Source organism: Streptomyces subrutilus (assembly GCF_008704535.1).
Taxonomy (GTDB): Bacteria; Actinomycetota; Actinomycetes; order Streptomycetales; family Streptomycetaceae; genus Streptomyces; species Streptomyces subrutilus.
In genome coordinates this window covers 4,077,449-4,092,075 of sequence record NZ_CP023701.1, presented here as the reverse complement: position 1 = coordinate 4,092,075, position 14,627 = coordinate 4,077,449, and the positions used below count along the sequence as shown (strand labels likewise).

The following is a 14,627-nucleotide window of genomic DNA, read 5'->3' as shown; positions in this document are numbered from 1 at the left end:
GCGACCCGGACCAGGACTGCGACCGGGACCGGGACCGCGACCAGCGCCGACACCGCGACCCGGATCGGAGCCGAGACCACGACCCGGATCGGGACTCGGGCCCGAAAGTCGGCGACCGGGACGGGGGCCGAGAGCCTGCGCCGAGACCGGGACCGCGACCAGCGCCACGTCCCGCGCGGGCTCCTCGGCCGCGGGTCTCAGGACAGGGCCGGCCGGTGGATCGGGACGCCCTCCGGGACCGCGCGGCGGCGGGCCGCCGTGGTGCCCGTCCAGCAGGTGCCGCGGCGGGCCAGGAGGCGGCGGAGCCACAGTTCCATCGAGACGAGTTCCGCGAGGCCGTCGAGCGGTACCGGGCGGCCGTCCGCCGCGTCGAGCAGGGCCTGGCGGACCACGCGGGCCTCGATCAGGCCGGCGTCCGCGAGCAGCGGGGCGGCGAAGAGGGAGAGCAGTTCGTCCAGGGCGGCCCGCAGCCCCAGTCGGGTCGCCGTCTCGTGCGGGGCGTGGGCGGTCGCGCCCCAGCCGGGCGGGAGCTCGCGGACGCCGGTCGCGGACAGGACGGTGCGCAGGATGGCGGCCCGGGCGCCCGGCTGGACCCGGAGGGATTCGGGGAGGGCGCGGGCGGCCCGTACGACCTGGTTGTCGAGGAAGGGGGCGTGCAGGCGCTGGCTGCGGACCTCCACGGCCTGCTCGAAGACCCGGTGGTCGGCGGCGTGCCGGGCGAGCACGGAACGGGCGCGGGCCTCGCCCGGGCGCAGCGACAGGGGGGGCCGGCCGGCGGCGGCCGTGAGCCGGATCGATACTTCCGCCAGCGCCTCCCCGGTGAGCCAGCCGGCCGCCGGGCCGGGCCGGGACCAGGTGAGGGCGGCGAGGGAGGCGTCCACCGCGCCCGAGGCGCCGCCCGTGACGCGGCCCTCGCGGAGCCGGGCGGCGGCGGCCTCCATGCCCGCGCGGTACGGCGTACGGGCGAGGCGCCGGGCCGCGGCGTACACGGTGAGCGGCACCAGCAGGGACTCGCCGGACGCGGAGGCCGAACGGGCCAGCGCGGCCACCGGGCGCAGCAGGTGGCGGCGGCGGCGGTCCATCAGGAGGTCGGCCATGCGGGCCGGGTGCGCGTCGAGGACCTGGCGGGCGCCGTGTCCGGTGAAGTGGTCGGCGGAGCCGGCGGCGAGGCGGCGGCGCTCGCGGGCGGCGAACACCAGCGAGGGGCCGGGTTCGTCGGTGAGGGGTCCGTCGAGGTCGGCGTACGGGAGGGCTTCCTCGGCGGCGGCGACCACGACGTGGTGCAGGCGCGGGTCGGCCGCGATGGCGCGGGCGCGCTCCATCTCGGCCTCGCGGCCCTGCGGGGTGGCGAGGTCGTTGAAGGTGACGGCCAGCAGCCGCGCCCCGGCCGGGCTCAGCAGGGTGCCGGGGGCGCCGGGCAGGCCGGCGGCGAGCAGGGCGAGGGTGGCGGAGGCGCTGCCGCCGGAGAGGTCGGCGCCGACTCCGGGGGCCGGGGCTCCGCGGGCGGCGCGCCGGTCGGCGGGGCCCATGCCGGGCACGGGGCCGGGATCGTACGGCGGTTGCGGGGTGTCGGGGGCATGGCGGGGGGCCGTGAGCCGGGCGCGCACGGCGTCGACGAGTGCTTCGCGCACGCCCTCCACCGCCCGGTCGGGATCGGCCTCGGGCGCGGACACCGCGAGGGAGGCGACGGGTTCGTAGCCGGTGATCTCGCGGGAGCCCTCGCGGAGGATGAGCGCGTGGCCGGGCGGGATGCGCCGGACCCCGGCGTACGGTGTGCCGTCGCCCAGTGCCTCGGGGCTGTCGGGGCAGGCCAGCAGGGCGGCGAGGTGGCCGATGTCGAGCTGGGCCTCGATGAGGTCGGCGAGGGGGAGCGCGGCGGTGGCGTACGCCGTCCCGCTGGCCCAGGGCGTGTAGAAGACGGGCCGCGCGCCCGCGAGGTCGCCGACGATCGTGATGCGGCGGCCGGTCTGGACGACGGCGGTGTAGCTGCCGGACCACTGCGTGAGGTGGCGCAGGGCCCCGCCGCGGGCGGCGTAGAGGGCGCGGCGCAGTTCGGCGTCGGTGGCGCCGCAGCAGCCGAGGACGGCCAGCCGGGTGAAGGGGTCGGCGGGGTCGGCGGTGAGCAGCCGGATCTCGTCGGGGCGCCAGTCGCCGACGGCCCACAGGGGGTCGGGATCGCCCCACAGGAGTTGGGCGCCGACGGGGTGGACGGTGCGCTCGGCGTCCGCGCCGGGGTCGCCGGGGTGGGCGGCGTCCGCGATGCCGCCGTGCAGCGGGGCCCCGCCGTCGGCGTGTCCGGCGGCATATCCGGCGGCGTATCCGTCGGCCGGTCCGGGGCCGCCGCGGGGGTACGCGCCGTGGCCGTTCGCACGGTGGCCGTTCGTCCCGTGGGAGCCGGGTCCGTGGGCGCTGCCGGTCCGGCGCGCGTGGGTGCCCGGGCCGGAGACGCGGCCGGCCGTGCCGAAGCTCGCGGCGATACTGCTCCACCCCACCAACCAGCGCACCGCCGCCTCCCCAGCCTGGGCACATGACCGGGGCACGGGCAGGACCGACGGCGCTGAGGGCGCGGCCGGCAGGACCCCGGGTGGCTCGGGTCCATGCTGCCACGGGACAGGCGTACGGGAGGGGGTAAGGGGGGCGCACATGCAAACGAACACGCCTGGGCCATGCGGTATTTGGCGTTCCGTTCCCAGCGCCCCATAGGTCGGTTTCGGCCAATCTCGGGCCGTCCCGAGCGTCGAGGTGTGACCTCGGACACGGGTGCGCGGGCGCGGTCCGGGAGGCGGAAACCGCCCCCCGGCCCGTTCCGCCACCCGCGGGGATTGAGGTAGCGGCATCCCCCGGCCCGCCCGGTTGGTGCAGCGGGCCGACCCACGCACCGCACATCGAATCGCCGGCCCACCGGACCGGACAGAGCGCACGGGCGGGCGCACGGCCACACGCCCGGAGCACACCGGACCGCGTGCGCCCCGGGCCCGAACGCGAGCCCGACTGTGCGCACGGACAACAATCCCGCCATAGGGAAGAAGGGGCCTTAACGCTTGGGAGGCGGGGAACTACGCTGGGTTTACGAAATGCCGGGAGCCTATGCCCCGGCGGCGTCTGCGTTCCGCGTGTGACGAGGGGTGGCGCATGTCCAGGGAGCTCCGCGAGCCCAATGAGAAGCTCGGCGCCGTCCTCGCCCTCGCGGGCATCAGCAACGCCGGACTGGCCCGACGGGTCAACGACCTCGGCGCACAGCGCGGCCTGACGCTTCGGTACGACAAGACGTCGGTGGCCCGGTGGGTGTCGAAGGGGATGGTGCCGCAGGGCGCCGCCCCGCATCTGATCGCGGCCGCCATCGGCGCGAAGCTGGGCCGGCCCGTGCCGCTGCACGAGATCGGGCTGGCGGACGCCGACCCCGCGCCCGAAGTGGGCCTGGCCTTCCCGCGCGACGTGGCGGCGGCGGTGCGCTCGGCCACCGACCTCTACCGGCTGGACCTCGCGGGACGGCGTGGCGGTGGCGGGATCTGGCAGTCGCTCGCGGGCTCGTTCTCGGTGGCGGCGTACGCGACGCCCGCCTCGCGCTGGCTGATATCCCCCGCGGACGGCTCCGTGGCACGGGAGCCGCGGGAGCCGACGGCGCGGGACACGGGCCCGCCGGCACCGACCGCCCCGGCGGCCCGACCGCCCGCGGCCCAGCCCGCACACCCGCAGCCGCAGCCGCAGACCGCGCCGGTCCCGGCCCCCGGGGCGCAGGCACCGGTGGCGCAGCCGCCGGCCGTCCCCGCGGAACCGGCCCCGCAGCGCGTTGGCCACAGCGACGTGGCCAAGCTGCGCGAGGCCGCCGAGGACGCGCGCCGCTGGGACTCCAAGTACGGCGGCGGCGACTGGCGCTCGTCGATGGTCCCGGAGTGCCTGCGGGTGGACGCGGCCCCCCTGCTGCTCGGCTCCTACACGGACGAGGTGGGACGCGCCCTGTTCGGCGCGACCGCCGAACTGACCCGGCTGGCCGGGTGGATGGCGTTCGACACCGGGCAGCAGGAGGCGGCCCAGCGCTACTACATCCAGGCGCTGCGGCTCGCCCGCGCGGCCGGCGACGTACCGCTCGGCGGATACGTCCTGGCCTCGATGTCCCTGCAGGCGACCTACCGGGACTTCCCGGACGAGGGCGTGGACCTGGCGCAGGCCGCGCTCGAACGCAACCGGGGCCTCGCCACCGCGCGCACCATGAGCTTCTTCCGCCTGGTCGAGGCCCGGGCGCACGCGAAGGCGGGCGACCCGACGGCCGCGGGGGCGGCGCTGCGCGCGGCCGAGGGCTGGCTGGAGCGCGCCCGGGACGGCGACCCGGATCCGACCTGGCTCGGTTTCTACTCGTACGACCGTTTCGCGGCGGATGCGGCGGAATGCTACCGGGACCTCAAACTTCCCCGGCAGGTGCGGCGCTTCACGGAGCAGGCCCTGTCGCGGCCCACCGAGGAGTACGTGCGCTCGCACGGGCTGCGGCTGGTGGTGAGCGCGGTCGCCGAGCTGGAGTCGGGCAACCTCGACGCGGCGTGCGCGGCCGGAACCCGGGCAGTGGAGGTGGCGGGCCGCATCTCCTCGGCACGGACGACCGAATACGTACGGGACCTCCTGCACCGGCTGGAACCGTACGGGGACGAACCGCGTGTCGCGGAGCTGCGCGAGCGGGCCCGCCCGCTGCTGGTGGCCCCCGCGTAGTCGCGTTGTCGGTGGCGGGGTGCAGTATCAGGGGTGGGAGGTTTCAGCGTGGGCGGCGGCGTGGACTGCGATGTGCTGGTGATCGGCGGCGGGATCGTCGGCCTGTCGACGGCGCATGCCCTGTCGCGGCTGGCTCCGGGTACCCGGGTGGTCGTCCTGGAGAAGGAGACCGGTCCGGCGCGGCACCAGACGGGGCGCAACAGCGGAGTGATCCACAGCGGGATCTACTACCGCCCGGGATCGCTCAAGGCGCGCTTCGCGGTGAGCGGCGCGGCCGAGATGGTCAAGTTCTGCGCGGAGCACGGCATCGCGCACGAAGTGACGGGGAAGCTGATCGTCGCCACCGGGCGCGACGAGCTGCCGCGGCTGCACGCCCTGGTCCAGCGCGGCCGGGAGAACGGCATCCCGGTGCGCGAGCTCGGCCCGGCGCAGATCTCGGAGTACGAGCCCGAGGTGCGCGGCCTGGCCGCGATCCACGTCGGCACCACCGGGATCGTGGACTACGGCAGGGTGACCGCCCAGCTGGCGGAGTCCTCGGGCGCGGAGATCGTCTACGGCGGCGCGGTGGACCTGATCTCCCGTCGCCCCTCGGCCGTGGCCGTCCGCACCACCTCGGGCCTGGTGGTCCGGGCGCGGGTGCTGGTGAACTGCGCGGGGCTCCAGTGCGACCGGATCGCCCGTCTGGCCGGCGACGAACCGGGTATGCGGATCATCCCCTTCCGCGGCGAGTACTACGACCTCGCCCGCCCCGGCCTGGTCCGGGGCCTGGTCTACCCGGTGCCCGACCCGGCGTTCCCGTTCCTCGGCGTCCACCTCACCCGGGGCATCGGCGGCGGCGTCCACGTCGGCCCGAACGCCGTGCCCGCGCTGGCCCGCGAGGGGTACGACTGGTCCACGGTCCGGCCGCGGGACATCGGCACCGAGCTGTCCTGGCCCGGATCCTGGCGGATGGCCGCACGGCACTGGCGCTACGGTGCGGGCGAGATCCGTCGCTCGCTGTCGAAGCAGGCGTTCACCCAGGCCGTACGGCGGCTGCTGCCGGCCGTCACCGCGGCGGACCTCCGCCCGGCCGCGGCCGGGGTCCGCGCGCAGGCCGTCCTGCGGGACGGCACCCTGGTGGACGACTTCCTCATCCAGGACGCGCCGCGCACGGTGCACGTCCTGAACGCCCCCTCGCCGGCGGCCACGGCGTCCCTCCCGATCGGCCGCGAAATCGCCGCCCGAGCCCTCCGCACCCTCACCTCGGCCTGACCAACGCCGCCCCCGAAGCCGAATACGCGGGCCCGCGCCGGCCCTGGCCCACCCCCACAACACCCCGGCTCCGCCGGGAAGCGGGCTCCGCCCGGACCCGCGCCTCACACGCCGGCGAGGCTGGGATCGCCGGACCCAGCCAAGGAAGCGGGCCCGGCTGAAGATGCCCGGCCCCGCCAAGCAAGCCGGCGAGGCTGACATGGCCGGGCCCCTCCAACGAAGCCGGCAGGGCTGACATGCCCGGCCCCCGCCGAGGAATGGCTGACTGTGCGCCCCCGCGGGCCCGGCTCCGCCCAGAGCCGCGCCTCACACGCCGGCGAGGTTGAAGTAACCCGGCCCCCGCACTCCGGCCAAGCTGAAGGTGCCGGCCCCCGGCAAAGCGGGCCGAGGCACCCGCCCCGCATCTCCGGCGCCCGCGGGCCCAGAGGTGCCGTGCCCGACCGCACCGCGGCCGCGCCCCACCCCCGCCCGAGCCCCGCAGGGCACCGCAGGGCACCGCCGCGCCCCCACCCCCGTCGTAGAATCAGCGCATTGTGTCTGAGCCCATGAACCCCCAGCCGTCCCGCCTCCCGGACCACACCGACCCGGCGGCGCCCCCCACCGAGCCGCGGCCCCAGCCGGAGGCGAAGGCGTACGTGCCGCCCAAGTGGCGCACCGAGCCCCGCTTCCCCGACGGCCCCGCGCCGGACCCGGCCGGCTCGCACCACGAGCGGCGCATCCGCAGCTTCCAGCCCCGCCGCAGCCGGGTCACCACCGGCCAGGGCGAGGCCCTGAAGCGGCTGTGGGGCACCTGGGGCTTCGACATCGACGGCCACGAGGTCCTCGACCTCAAGGTGCTCTTCGACGGCCTCCCCGTGGTCCTGGAGATCGGCTTCGGCATGGGCGAGGCCACGGCCCAGATGGCCGCCGCCGACCCCGGCACCGGCATCCTCGCCGCCGACGTGCACACCCCCGGCCAGGGCAACCTGCTCGCGCTGGCCGAGCGCGGCGGCATGACCAACGTCCGCGTGGCCAACGGCGACGCCATCATCCTGCTCCGCGAGATGCTGCCGCCGGACTCCCTGGCCGGCATCCGCGTGTACTTCCCGGACCCGTGGCCCAAGGCCCGCCACCACAAGCGCCGGCTGATCCAGCCCGAGTTCCTCACCCTGGCCGCGACCCGCCTGGCCCCCGGGGCCGTGCTGCACTGCGCGACCGACTGGGAGCCGTACGCCGAGCAGATGCTCGAAGTCCTGACCGCGCACCCGGACTTCGAGAACACCCGGGAGGACGGCGGCTACGCGCCCCGGCCCGACTTCCGGCCGCTCACCCGCTTCGAGGGCCAGGGGCTCGACAAGGGACACGTCGTACACGACCTGCTCTTCCGTCGCACGGCGAACTGACAACGTCACGGCCCGTGTCGGTGGGGCTCGGTAGGGTCGTGGTGTGTACCGAGCGCTCCCCCGTGTGCTCGCACGTCCGTCGGGCGCGGTCCGCACGTGCGTGCTCGTCGCCCTGCTCGCCTGCACCGGCGCCGCGATCCTCGAACTCGTACGGGAGCAGACCGGCACCCCCGGCTTCCTGGTGGGCCTCGCGCTGGCCGTGCTGCCGGTCGCCCCGCTCCTGGCCGCCTTCCGCTGGCTGGGCCGGGCCGCGCCCGCACCCTGGCCGCAGTTGCTGTTCTGCTTCGGCTGGGGCGCCTGCACGGCCGCGCTGATCGCCATACTGGCCAACAACTTCGCCACCCAGTGGATAGCCGCAGCCACCGCCGACCCCTCCGACGCCGACCAGCTCGGCTCGGTGGCGGTCGCGCCGGTGGTCGAGGAGAGCGCGAAGGCGGCGGCGCTGCTGCTGGTGTTCGTCTTCCGCAGACGGCAGTTCACCGGGCCCGCCGACGGGTTCGTGGTGGCCGGGTTCACCGCCACCGGCTTCGCGTTCACCGAGAACATCCTCTATCTGGGCAGCGCCTACGACGAGGACATGGCCAAGGGCACCCCCGTGCTCGACTCCGTGACGGCGGCGACCTTCTTCGTCCGGATAGTGCTGTCGCCGTTCGCGCATCCGCTGTTCACGGTGCTCACCGGGCTCGGCTTCGGCGCGGCCGCCCTCGCCGTGCGCCGCTCGCGCCGGGTCGGCCTGCCGCTGCTCGGCCTGGCCGGCGCCATCGGTATGCACGCGCTGTGGAACGGCTCGTCCCGCTGGGGTGAGAACGGCTTCTACGTGGTCTACGGCTGCGTGATGGTCCCGGCGTTCGGGCTGCTGGTGTGGGTGGCGGTACGGATACGGCGGCGACGGCTGCGGGCCGTCGCCGGGGAGCTGGCGGTGTACGCGGCCGCCGGGTGGCTCGGCCCGGCCGAGGTGCCGGCGCTGGCCTCGATACCGGCCCGGTCGCTGGCCCGCACCCTGGCCCGGCGCAGCGGCGGCCGGGCCGCCGGCCGTACGGTGGCCCGCTACGAGGCCGACGCGGCCGCGCTGGCCCTGTTGCGGAACCGGGCCCGGCACGGCGGTCCGCCGGGCGAGCCGGACTTCGCGGCGCGGGAGCGGGAGTTGCTGCACCGGCTCTGGCGGCACCGGGCGACGGCCGGTCCCGCGCTGTCGCGGGCGGCGGTCATGGAGGAGCTCCTGCCGGCGCGCTTCGACCCCTTGCCGCGACCCGCGCCACCCGTCCCCGGCACCCCGACGGCCACGGCCCACGCACCCGCACCCGCACCCGCACCCGCACCGACCGTCGTACCGGCTCCCCGGAGCGGGTTCCGGTCCCGGGCTAGACGCTGAGGCCCTTGGAGTTCAGCCATGCCATCGGGTCGACCGTGGAGCCGCCCTTGCGCACCTCCAGGTGGAGGTGCGGACCGGTGACGTTGCCGGTCGCGCCGACGCGGCCGATGGTCTCGCCCGGGGCGACCTGCCCGGAGGTCACGGACATCGAGGAGAGGTGGCAGTACCAGATCTCCGTACCGTCCTCCAGCTCCAGCACGATCCGGTAGCCGTACGCACCGGACCAGCCGGCCGAGACGATCTTCCCGGCGGCGACCGCCTTGGCCGGGGTGCCGGTCGGGGCGGCGAAGTCGAGGCCGGTGTGGTGCCCGGAGGACCACATCGAACCGGCGGTCCCGTAGCGCGAGGTGAGCGTGTAGGCCGAGGTGGGCAGGGAGTAGCTGCCGGCCGGCTTGGCGGCGCGCTCCTGCTCGGCCTTGGCCTCGGCCGCCTCCCGGGCCGCCGCCGCCTCCTCGGCCGCCTTGGCCTCGGCCTGCGCGGCCGCCTCCTCCGCGGCCTTGCGGGCCGCTTCGCGCTTGTCCTTGGCCTCCTGCGCGGCGGCCTCCCGCGCCACCCGCTCGGCTTCCGCTTCGGCCTGCGCCTCGGCGGCGCCCTGCTGGGACTCGGCCTGCTGGAGGATCCGGTTGCGCAGCACCTCGCCGGCGTCGGACCGGCGGTCGGACTGGCGCGGGATGATCCCGGCCTGTGCGGCGGCCTCGCCGGAGCCCGTGTCCGCCTGCCGCGCCCCGGCCTCGGCGGCGCCGGAGCCCGCGTCGCCGCCGGTGAGGTTCCCGGACATGACGTCGGGCAGCGAGGGCAGCGAGATGGCGACCTGGGGGCGGTCCTGCGCGGTGGCGATGCCGCCCGCGCCGACCGCCGCGATGACGCCGACGCCGAGCACGGTGGAGCTGCGGGCGAGGCCGCCGCGCTGCCTGGCCACCCGGTGCCTGCCGCGGACGGAGCGGACCGAGTCCTCGGTGGGGTTCCATTCGCCCCAGGCCCCCGCGGTGGGCGGCTCCTGGGTCTCGGTGCCCTCGGGCGCAGGCAGGTTGGAGGCCACCGGGGCACACTCCTAGGGGGACGCGCACGCGCACGGCGCCGTCTCTTGCGACGGCTGGGACGACCGCGCTGCGTTATCGAACGGTAATAGACGCGGGGGAGTGATTCCAAGCTGTTGCGATTGATCGTTCACACCAATCAGCCACCCCCCTAACAACTTTGGCCAACACCATTGCCCACAAAAATGGTTCAACGCGGGCAAAAATCGGTCGAGCCACCTCCCTCCTCAGCCACACGCACGCCATGATGCGCCGTCAGCCGGCTTGCGGAACGCTGCCGTTCGGGCACGCAACGTCACGACCGCTCGTCCCGCGGCACCACCGGCACCGTCCGCCGCCGCTCCGGCTGCCCCTGCCCCGGCCGCCCCAGCGCGAGCAGCGCCATGTCGTCGGTCGCCGCGCCGCCCGTGTGCCGACGCACGTCGCTGCTGAGCGCGTCGAGCAGTTCGTCCGGCCCGGGGAAGACCCGCCCGCGCAGCCGGTCCGCCGGATCGTAGAAGGCGCCCGCGACGTCCCGGGCCTCGGTCAGCCCGTCCGTGAACAGCAGCAGCGTGGCCCCCGCGGGGAAGCCCCACTCCCGCGCGCGGTCCGGCCACGCCCCCAGCTCCCCCATCCCGAGCGGCAGCGCCGCATCCGCCGGGGCCAGCACGGCCAGTCGCCCGTCGGCGTGCAGGAGCAGCGGTTCGGGGTGGCCCCGGTTGAGCAGCCGCACCACCTCCGCCCCCGGCGGGATCTCGCCGAGCACGCACGTGGTGAACCCCTCCACCGCGTCCAGGCTGTCGCGCCGTACGCCCTCCCGGGCGAGCGCCCGCTCCAGCCGCTGCGCCACCGCCTCCAGCGTCGGCTCGGTCTCGGCGACCTCCCGGAACGCCCCGAGGACCACGGCCACGGCCTCCACCGCCCCCAGCCCCTTGCCCCGTACGTCCCCCACCGCCAGCCGCACCCCGTACGGGGTGTCCTGGACCGCGTACAGGTCCCCGCCGATGAAGGCGTCCGCCTGGGCGGCCTCGTACCGGGCGGAGACGTGCAGGCCCCCGATCCGCTCGGCCGGCGTCGGCAGCACGGCCCGCTGCGCGGCCTCGGCGATCCCGCGGGCCGAGGCGAGCTGCGCGTTGCCCCGCCGTACGACACCGTTGATCAGGAGGGCCAGTCCGGAGACGGTCAGCACGGTGGCCAACTCGGTCAGCGACTCGGCCTGCAGGCTCGTGCCCTTGTAGAGGTGCAGCAGGACCACCACGGTCGAGGCCAGCGCCCCGGTCAGGGCCGTCGCCCGGAAGCCGACCAGCGGGGCGGCGATCAGCGGAGCCGCGGAGAAGAAGGGGGAACCGGTGAAACTGGGCGGGGTCAGCAGGTCGAAGATGAGGCCCAGGATGATCAGGCCGCCCGGCAGCAGCCGGACGATCAGCCGGGCCGCGCCGCTCCCGAGACCGCCCGGGCCGCTCCGCCCGCCGTCGTCCCGCTGACCCAGCCCCATGACGCTGTTCTCCTGCCGCCCGGCCACTCCCACGGGTGCGGGCCACCGCCGCCTCGCCCCCAAGGCTGGCTCCCTGCCAGGCAGACGGCGACCCGGCGGTGGCCGAACGGGTGAGGGGAGGCCGGGTGAGGGGAGCAGGGCCGGAACGCCAACGACGAAGGCCCGGCTCCCCAAGGGGAACCGGGCCTTCGTACTGAGTAGCGGGGGCAGGATTTGAACCTACGACCTCTGGGTTATGAGCCCAGCGAGCTACCGAGCTGCTCCACCCCGCGTCGGTAAACACAACTCTACGCCATCCGGGGCGCCCCCCGTGCCAATAAGCGCTCCACACACCCCCAGAACGGAATAACCCCAGGTCAGATGCGGTAAAACTCTACGGAACCGACCCCCCGCACCCAGCACGGCCGCGCACGGCGCGGGACAACTCCGAGGATGCCGCGGCCCTGTTGGCGGTGCCCGGCGCGGCCGGCACCGCGTCAGACCGCCCGAACGACCCCGGCACAGCGAAGCGCCCCACCCGCGGACTCCGGGTGGGGCGCTAGGCACAGGTCGGAGGGGATTCCCTCGTCGCTGCGAGCAGTAGGCCATGTCGGACTCGAACCGACAACCAACGGATTAAAAGTCCGCTGCTCTGCCAATTGAGCTAATGGCCCTCCACGTGCTCCCCCAAGAGCATAGCCGCAGACCGCCCGGCAGCCGATCGGGTATCGGGCGAGCCGCCCGCCGGGAGAGGCGACAGGGCCCCCACGACGGTGTCGTGGGGGCCCTGTCGGGTGATCAGGCGCGATCAGCCGTTGCGCTTCCAGCGCGGCTTGTCGTCGCGGCGCCCGCCGAAGGAGCCGGTGGAGCCGGAGCCCGACGGGCGGTTGTCGTCACGGCGGCCGTACGGGCGGTCGCCGGCGCCACCGGAGCGGAAGCCGCCCGAGGGACGGTCGTCACGACGGAAGCCACCACCGGACGGACGGTCGCCACCCGAGCGGAAGCCGCCGGACGGACGGTCGTCGCGGTTGAAGCCGCCGCCGGAGGACGGGCGGTCGTCGCGGCGGAAGCCGCCACGGTCGCCACCGCGGTCACCGCGGTCGTCACGGTTGAAGCCGCCCGAGGGACGGTCGTCACGACGGAAGCCACCGCCGGACGGACGGTCGCCGCCCGAGCGGAAGCCGCCGCGGTCGCCACCGCGGTCGTCACGGTTGAAGCCGCCCGAGGGACGGTCGTCACGACGGAAGCCACCGCCGGACGGACGGTCGCCGCCCGAGCGGAAGCCGCCGGACGGACGGTCGTCGCGACGGAAGCCGCCACCGGAGGGACGGTCGCCACCGGAACGGAAGCCGCCGGACGGACGGTCGCCACCGGAGCGGAAGCCGCCACGGTCGCCACCGCGGTCACCGCGGTCGTCACGGTTGAAGCCGCCGGACGGACGGCCACCGCGGTCGTCGCGACGGAAGCCGCCACGGTCGCCCCGGTCGCCACCGCGGTTGTCGCGGTCGCCGCCGCGGTTGTCGCGGCGCTCGAAGTTGCCGCGGTCGTCGCGCTGGGCGCGCTGCTCCTCGCGGCGCTCCTGCGCGGCCAGTTCGGCGGCAGCGGCGGCGGCGGCAGCCGCGACCTCGGCCTCGGCGGCCTCGGCCACCTCGGCGACGGCTGCCTCCGGGTCCTCACCGCGCTCGCGGGCGGAGCGGGCGACCAGGCGGTCGGCCTCCTCGCGCAGCTCGCCGGCCCGGCGGGTCAGCCGCTCCAGCTGCTTGGTGAGCTCGGCGACCTCGCGCTCGGCCTGCTTGGCGGCGTTGTTCGCGGAGTCGGCCTGGACCTCGGTGAGCGAACGCGCACCGGTGATCTCGGCGACCTCCGGGTCGAACGCGCCGACGCCCTGGACGATGTGACGCGTGGCGTCGACGCCCGCGTCCTCCATCAGGCGGAAGATCTGGCGGCGCTGGTGCGGCAGCGCCAGCGACACGACGACGCCCGACTTGCCGGCGCGGGCGGTGCGGCCCGAGCGGTGCAGGTAGTCCTTGTGGTCACCGGCCGGGTCCACGTTCAGGACCAGGTCGATGCCGTCGACGTGGATGCCGCGGGCGGCGACGTCGGTCGCGACGAGCGCGTTGACGTAACCGTCCTTGAAGTCCGCGAGGACCCGGGTGCGGGCGCCCTGCGTCATGCCGCCGTGCAGCGCGTCGGCCTTCACGCCGGACTCGACGAGCTGCTCGGCGATGCGGTCGGCGCCCAGCTGGGTGCGGACGAAGATGATGGTGCGGCCCTTGCGGGCGGCGATGGCGGCCGTGACCGGCGCCTTGTCCTTCGGCTTCACGACGAGGACGTGGTGCGTCATGGTCGTGACGTTGCCCTGCGCGCTGTCGACCTCGTGCGTGACGGGGTTGGTCAGGTAGCGCTTGACCAGGGTGCCGATCTCGTTCTCCATGGTGGCGGAGAAGAGCATGCGCTGGCCGCCGCCGGGGATCTGGTCGAGCAGCTCGGTGACCTCGGGCAGGAAGCCCAGGTCGGCCATCTGGTCGGCCTCGTCGAGGACCGCGACCTGGACGTTCGCCAGGGAGCAGGCGCCGCGGTTGATGATGTCGCGCAGACGGCCCGGGGTGGCGACGAGGACGTCGACACCGCGCTCCAGGGCGAAGATCTGGTTGCTCATGGAGGTGCCGCCGCAGACGACCTTCATCTTCAGGCCGAGGACGTCGCCGTAGGGCTGGAGGGCGTCCGCGACCTGCATCGCGAGCTCGCGGGTCGGCGTGAGGATGATCGCGCGGGGCTTCTTCTTCTCGGTGTGGCCGCCGGCCAGCGAGGCCAGGGTCGGCAGACCGAAGGAGAGGGTCTTGCCGGAGCCGGTGCGGCCGCGGCCGAGGATGTCCTTGCCGGCCAGGGCGTCCGGGATGGTGGCGGCCTGGATCGGGAAGGGGGCGGTGACGCCGTTCTGCGCGAGCTTGCGCACGATGCCGTCGGGCAGACCGAGGTCGCCGAAGGTGATCGTGGGCTCGGCGTCGGTGTCGGCGTCGGCCTCGTCGTCGTCGAAGTCGGTGGGGGCGGAGTCCTCGAAGGACTCGTCGGTGCTCACGTCGGCCTCAAGAGCCTCGATGATCTCGTCGGCGACTACGGCCTCGATGGCCTCGGTGACCACGAGGGCCTCGGCGTCGACGATCTCGTTGGAGTCGTTCTCGGGCATGACGGAACGGTCAGAACTGGAAATGGACATGCGAAATGCGAAACCTTCCGGAGTCTCGGCACGCGCCCAAACTCCGTGAATCGCAAATCGACCGCCTCAATGCGGTCAGCCACGGCTAGGGAGAGTACGCGCCACACGGCGCTCTTCGGATTCGGCGCCGGGCAATGGGATCAAACGATCTATAACCATACGCACCCTCCCCCGGGTCTGGCAAGTCGCCCCGTCGGCAACCACACTGACCTGC

The 14,627-nt window shown here is 75.1% G+C and carries 8 protein-coding genes and 2 tRNA genes; 4 read left to right on the top strand and 6 right to left on the bottom strand.

Annotated elements, in window-relative coordinates; genetic code table 11:
* Nucleotides 1–197 precede the first annotated feature (197 nt).
* On the bottom strand, nt 198–2,504 hold the full coding sequence (locus CP968_RS17965; RefSeq protein WP_150518988.1) for an asparagine synthase-related protein: 2,307 nt from the start codon (nt 2,502–2,504) through the stop codon (nt 198–200).
* Nucleotides 2,505–3,132: 628 nt separating this feature from the next.
* On the opposite strand from CP968_RS17965, the gene CP968_RS17960 reads away from it, so the two are divergent.
* The 4 genes from CP968_RS17960 to CP968_RS17945 all read left to right on the top strand — a co-directional run bounded on the left by CP968_RS17960 (nt 3,133) and on the right by CP968_RS17945 (nt 8,706).
* Nucleotides 3,133–4,701, top strand: coding sequence for an NsdA family TPR-like regulatory protein (locus CP968_RS17960; protein ID WP_150518987.1), 1,569 nt, complete (start codon nt 3,133–3,135; stop codon nt 4,699–4,701).
* Nucleotides 4,702–4,734: 33 nt separating this feature from the next.
* Complete coding sequence (gene lhgO, locus CP968_RS17955) at nt 4,735–5,952, top strand: L-2-hydroxyglutarate oxidase (RefSeq protein WP_150518986.1); 1,218 nt, start codon at nt 4,735–4,737, stop codon at nt 5,950–5,952.
* A gap of 530 nt (nt 5,953–6,482) precedes the next feature.
* On the top strand, nt 6,483–7,334 hold the full coding sequence (gene trmB, locus CP968_RS17950) for a tRNA (guanosine(46)-N7)-methyltransferase TrmB (RefSeq protein ID WP_373304126.1): 852 nt from the start codon (nt 6,483–6,485) through the stop codon (nt 7,332–7,334).
* A 43-nt stretch (nt 7,335–7,377) separates the two neighbouring features.
* Nucleotides 7,378–8,706, top strand: a complete 1,329-nt coding sequence (locus CP968_RS17945; RefSeq protein WP_150518985.1) for a PrsW family intramembrane metalloprotease — start codon at nt 7,378–7,380, stop codon at nt 8,704–8,706.
* On the opposite strand, the gene CP968_RS17940 is transcribed toward CP968_RS17945, so the two are convergent.
* The 5 genes from CP968_RS17940 to CP968_RS17920 form a co-directional block, all read right to left on the bottom strand.
* Nucleotides 8,696–9,745, bottom strand: coding sequence for a M23 family metallopeptidase (locus CP968_RS17940; RefSeq protein ID WP_150518984.1), 1,050 nt, complete (start codon nt 9,743–9,745; stop codon nt 8,696–8,698). The genes CP968_RS17945 and CP968_RS17940 overlap by 11 nt on opposite strands.
* Before the next feature lie 293 nt (nt 9,746–10,038).
* A complete protein-coding gene (locus CP968_RS17935; RefSeq protein WP_150518983.1) occupies nt 10,039–11,217 on the bottom strand; it encodes a PP2C family protein-serine/threonine phosphatase in 1,179 nt (392 codons plus the stop codon).
* Nucleotides 11,218–11,415: 198 nt separating this feature from the next.
* Nucleotides 11,416–11,489, bottom strand: a tRNA-Met gene (locus CP968_RS17930).
* A 308-nt stretch (nt 11,490–11,797) separates the two neighbouring features.
* Nucleotides 11,798–11,870 (bottom strand) — tRNA-Lys (locus CP968_RS17925).
* A gap of 134 nt (nt 11,871–12,004) precedes the next feature.
* Nucleotides 12,005–14,413 (bottom strand): DEAD/DEAH box helicase, encoded by a 2,409-nt coding sequence (locus tag CP968_RS17920; protein ID WP_150518982.1) that lies wholly within the window; start codon nt 14,411–14,413, stop codon nt 12,005–12,007.
* Between the last annotated feature and the right edge of the window lie 214 nt (nt 14,414–14,627).

What these genes read in the sequence shown, in the direction of transcription:
- CP968_RS17935 (WP_150518983.1), bottom strand. Translation starts at nt 11,217, where the DNA reads ATGGGGCTGGGTCAGCGGGACGACGGCGGGCGGAGCGGCCCGGGCGGT.
- CP968_RS17920 (WP_150518982.1), bottom strand. Translation starts at nt 14,413, where the DNA reads ATGTCCATTTCCAGTTCTGACCGTTCCGTCATGCCCGAGAACGACTCC.
- CP968_RS17960 (WP_150518987.1), top strand. Translation starts at nt 3,133, where the DNA reads ATGTCCAGGGAGCTCCGCGAGCCCAATGAGAAGCTCGGCGCCGTCCTC.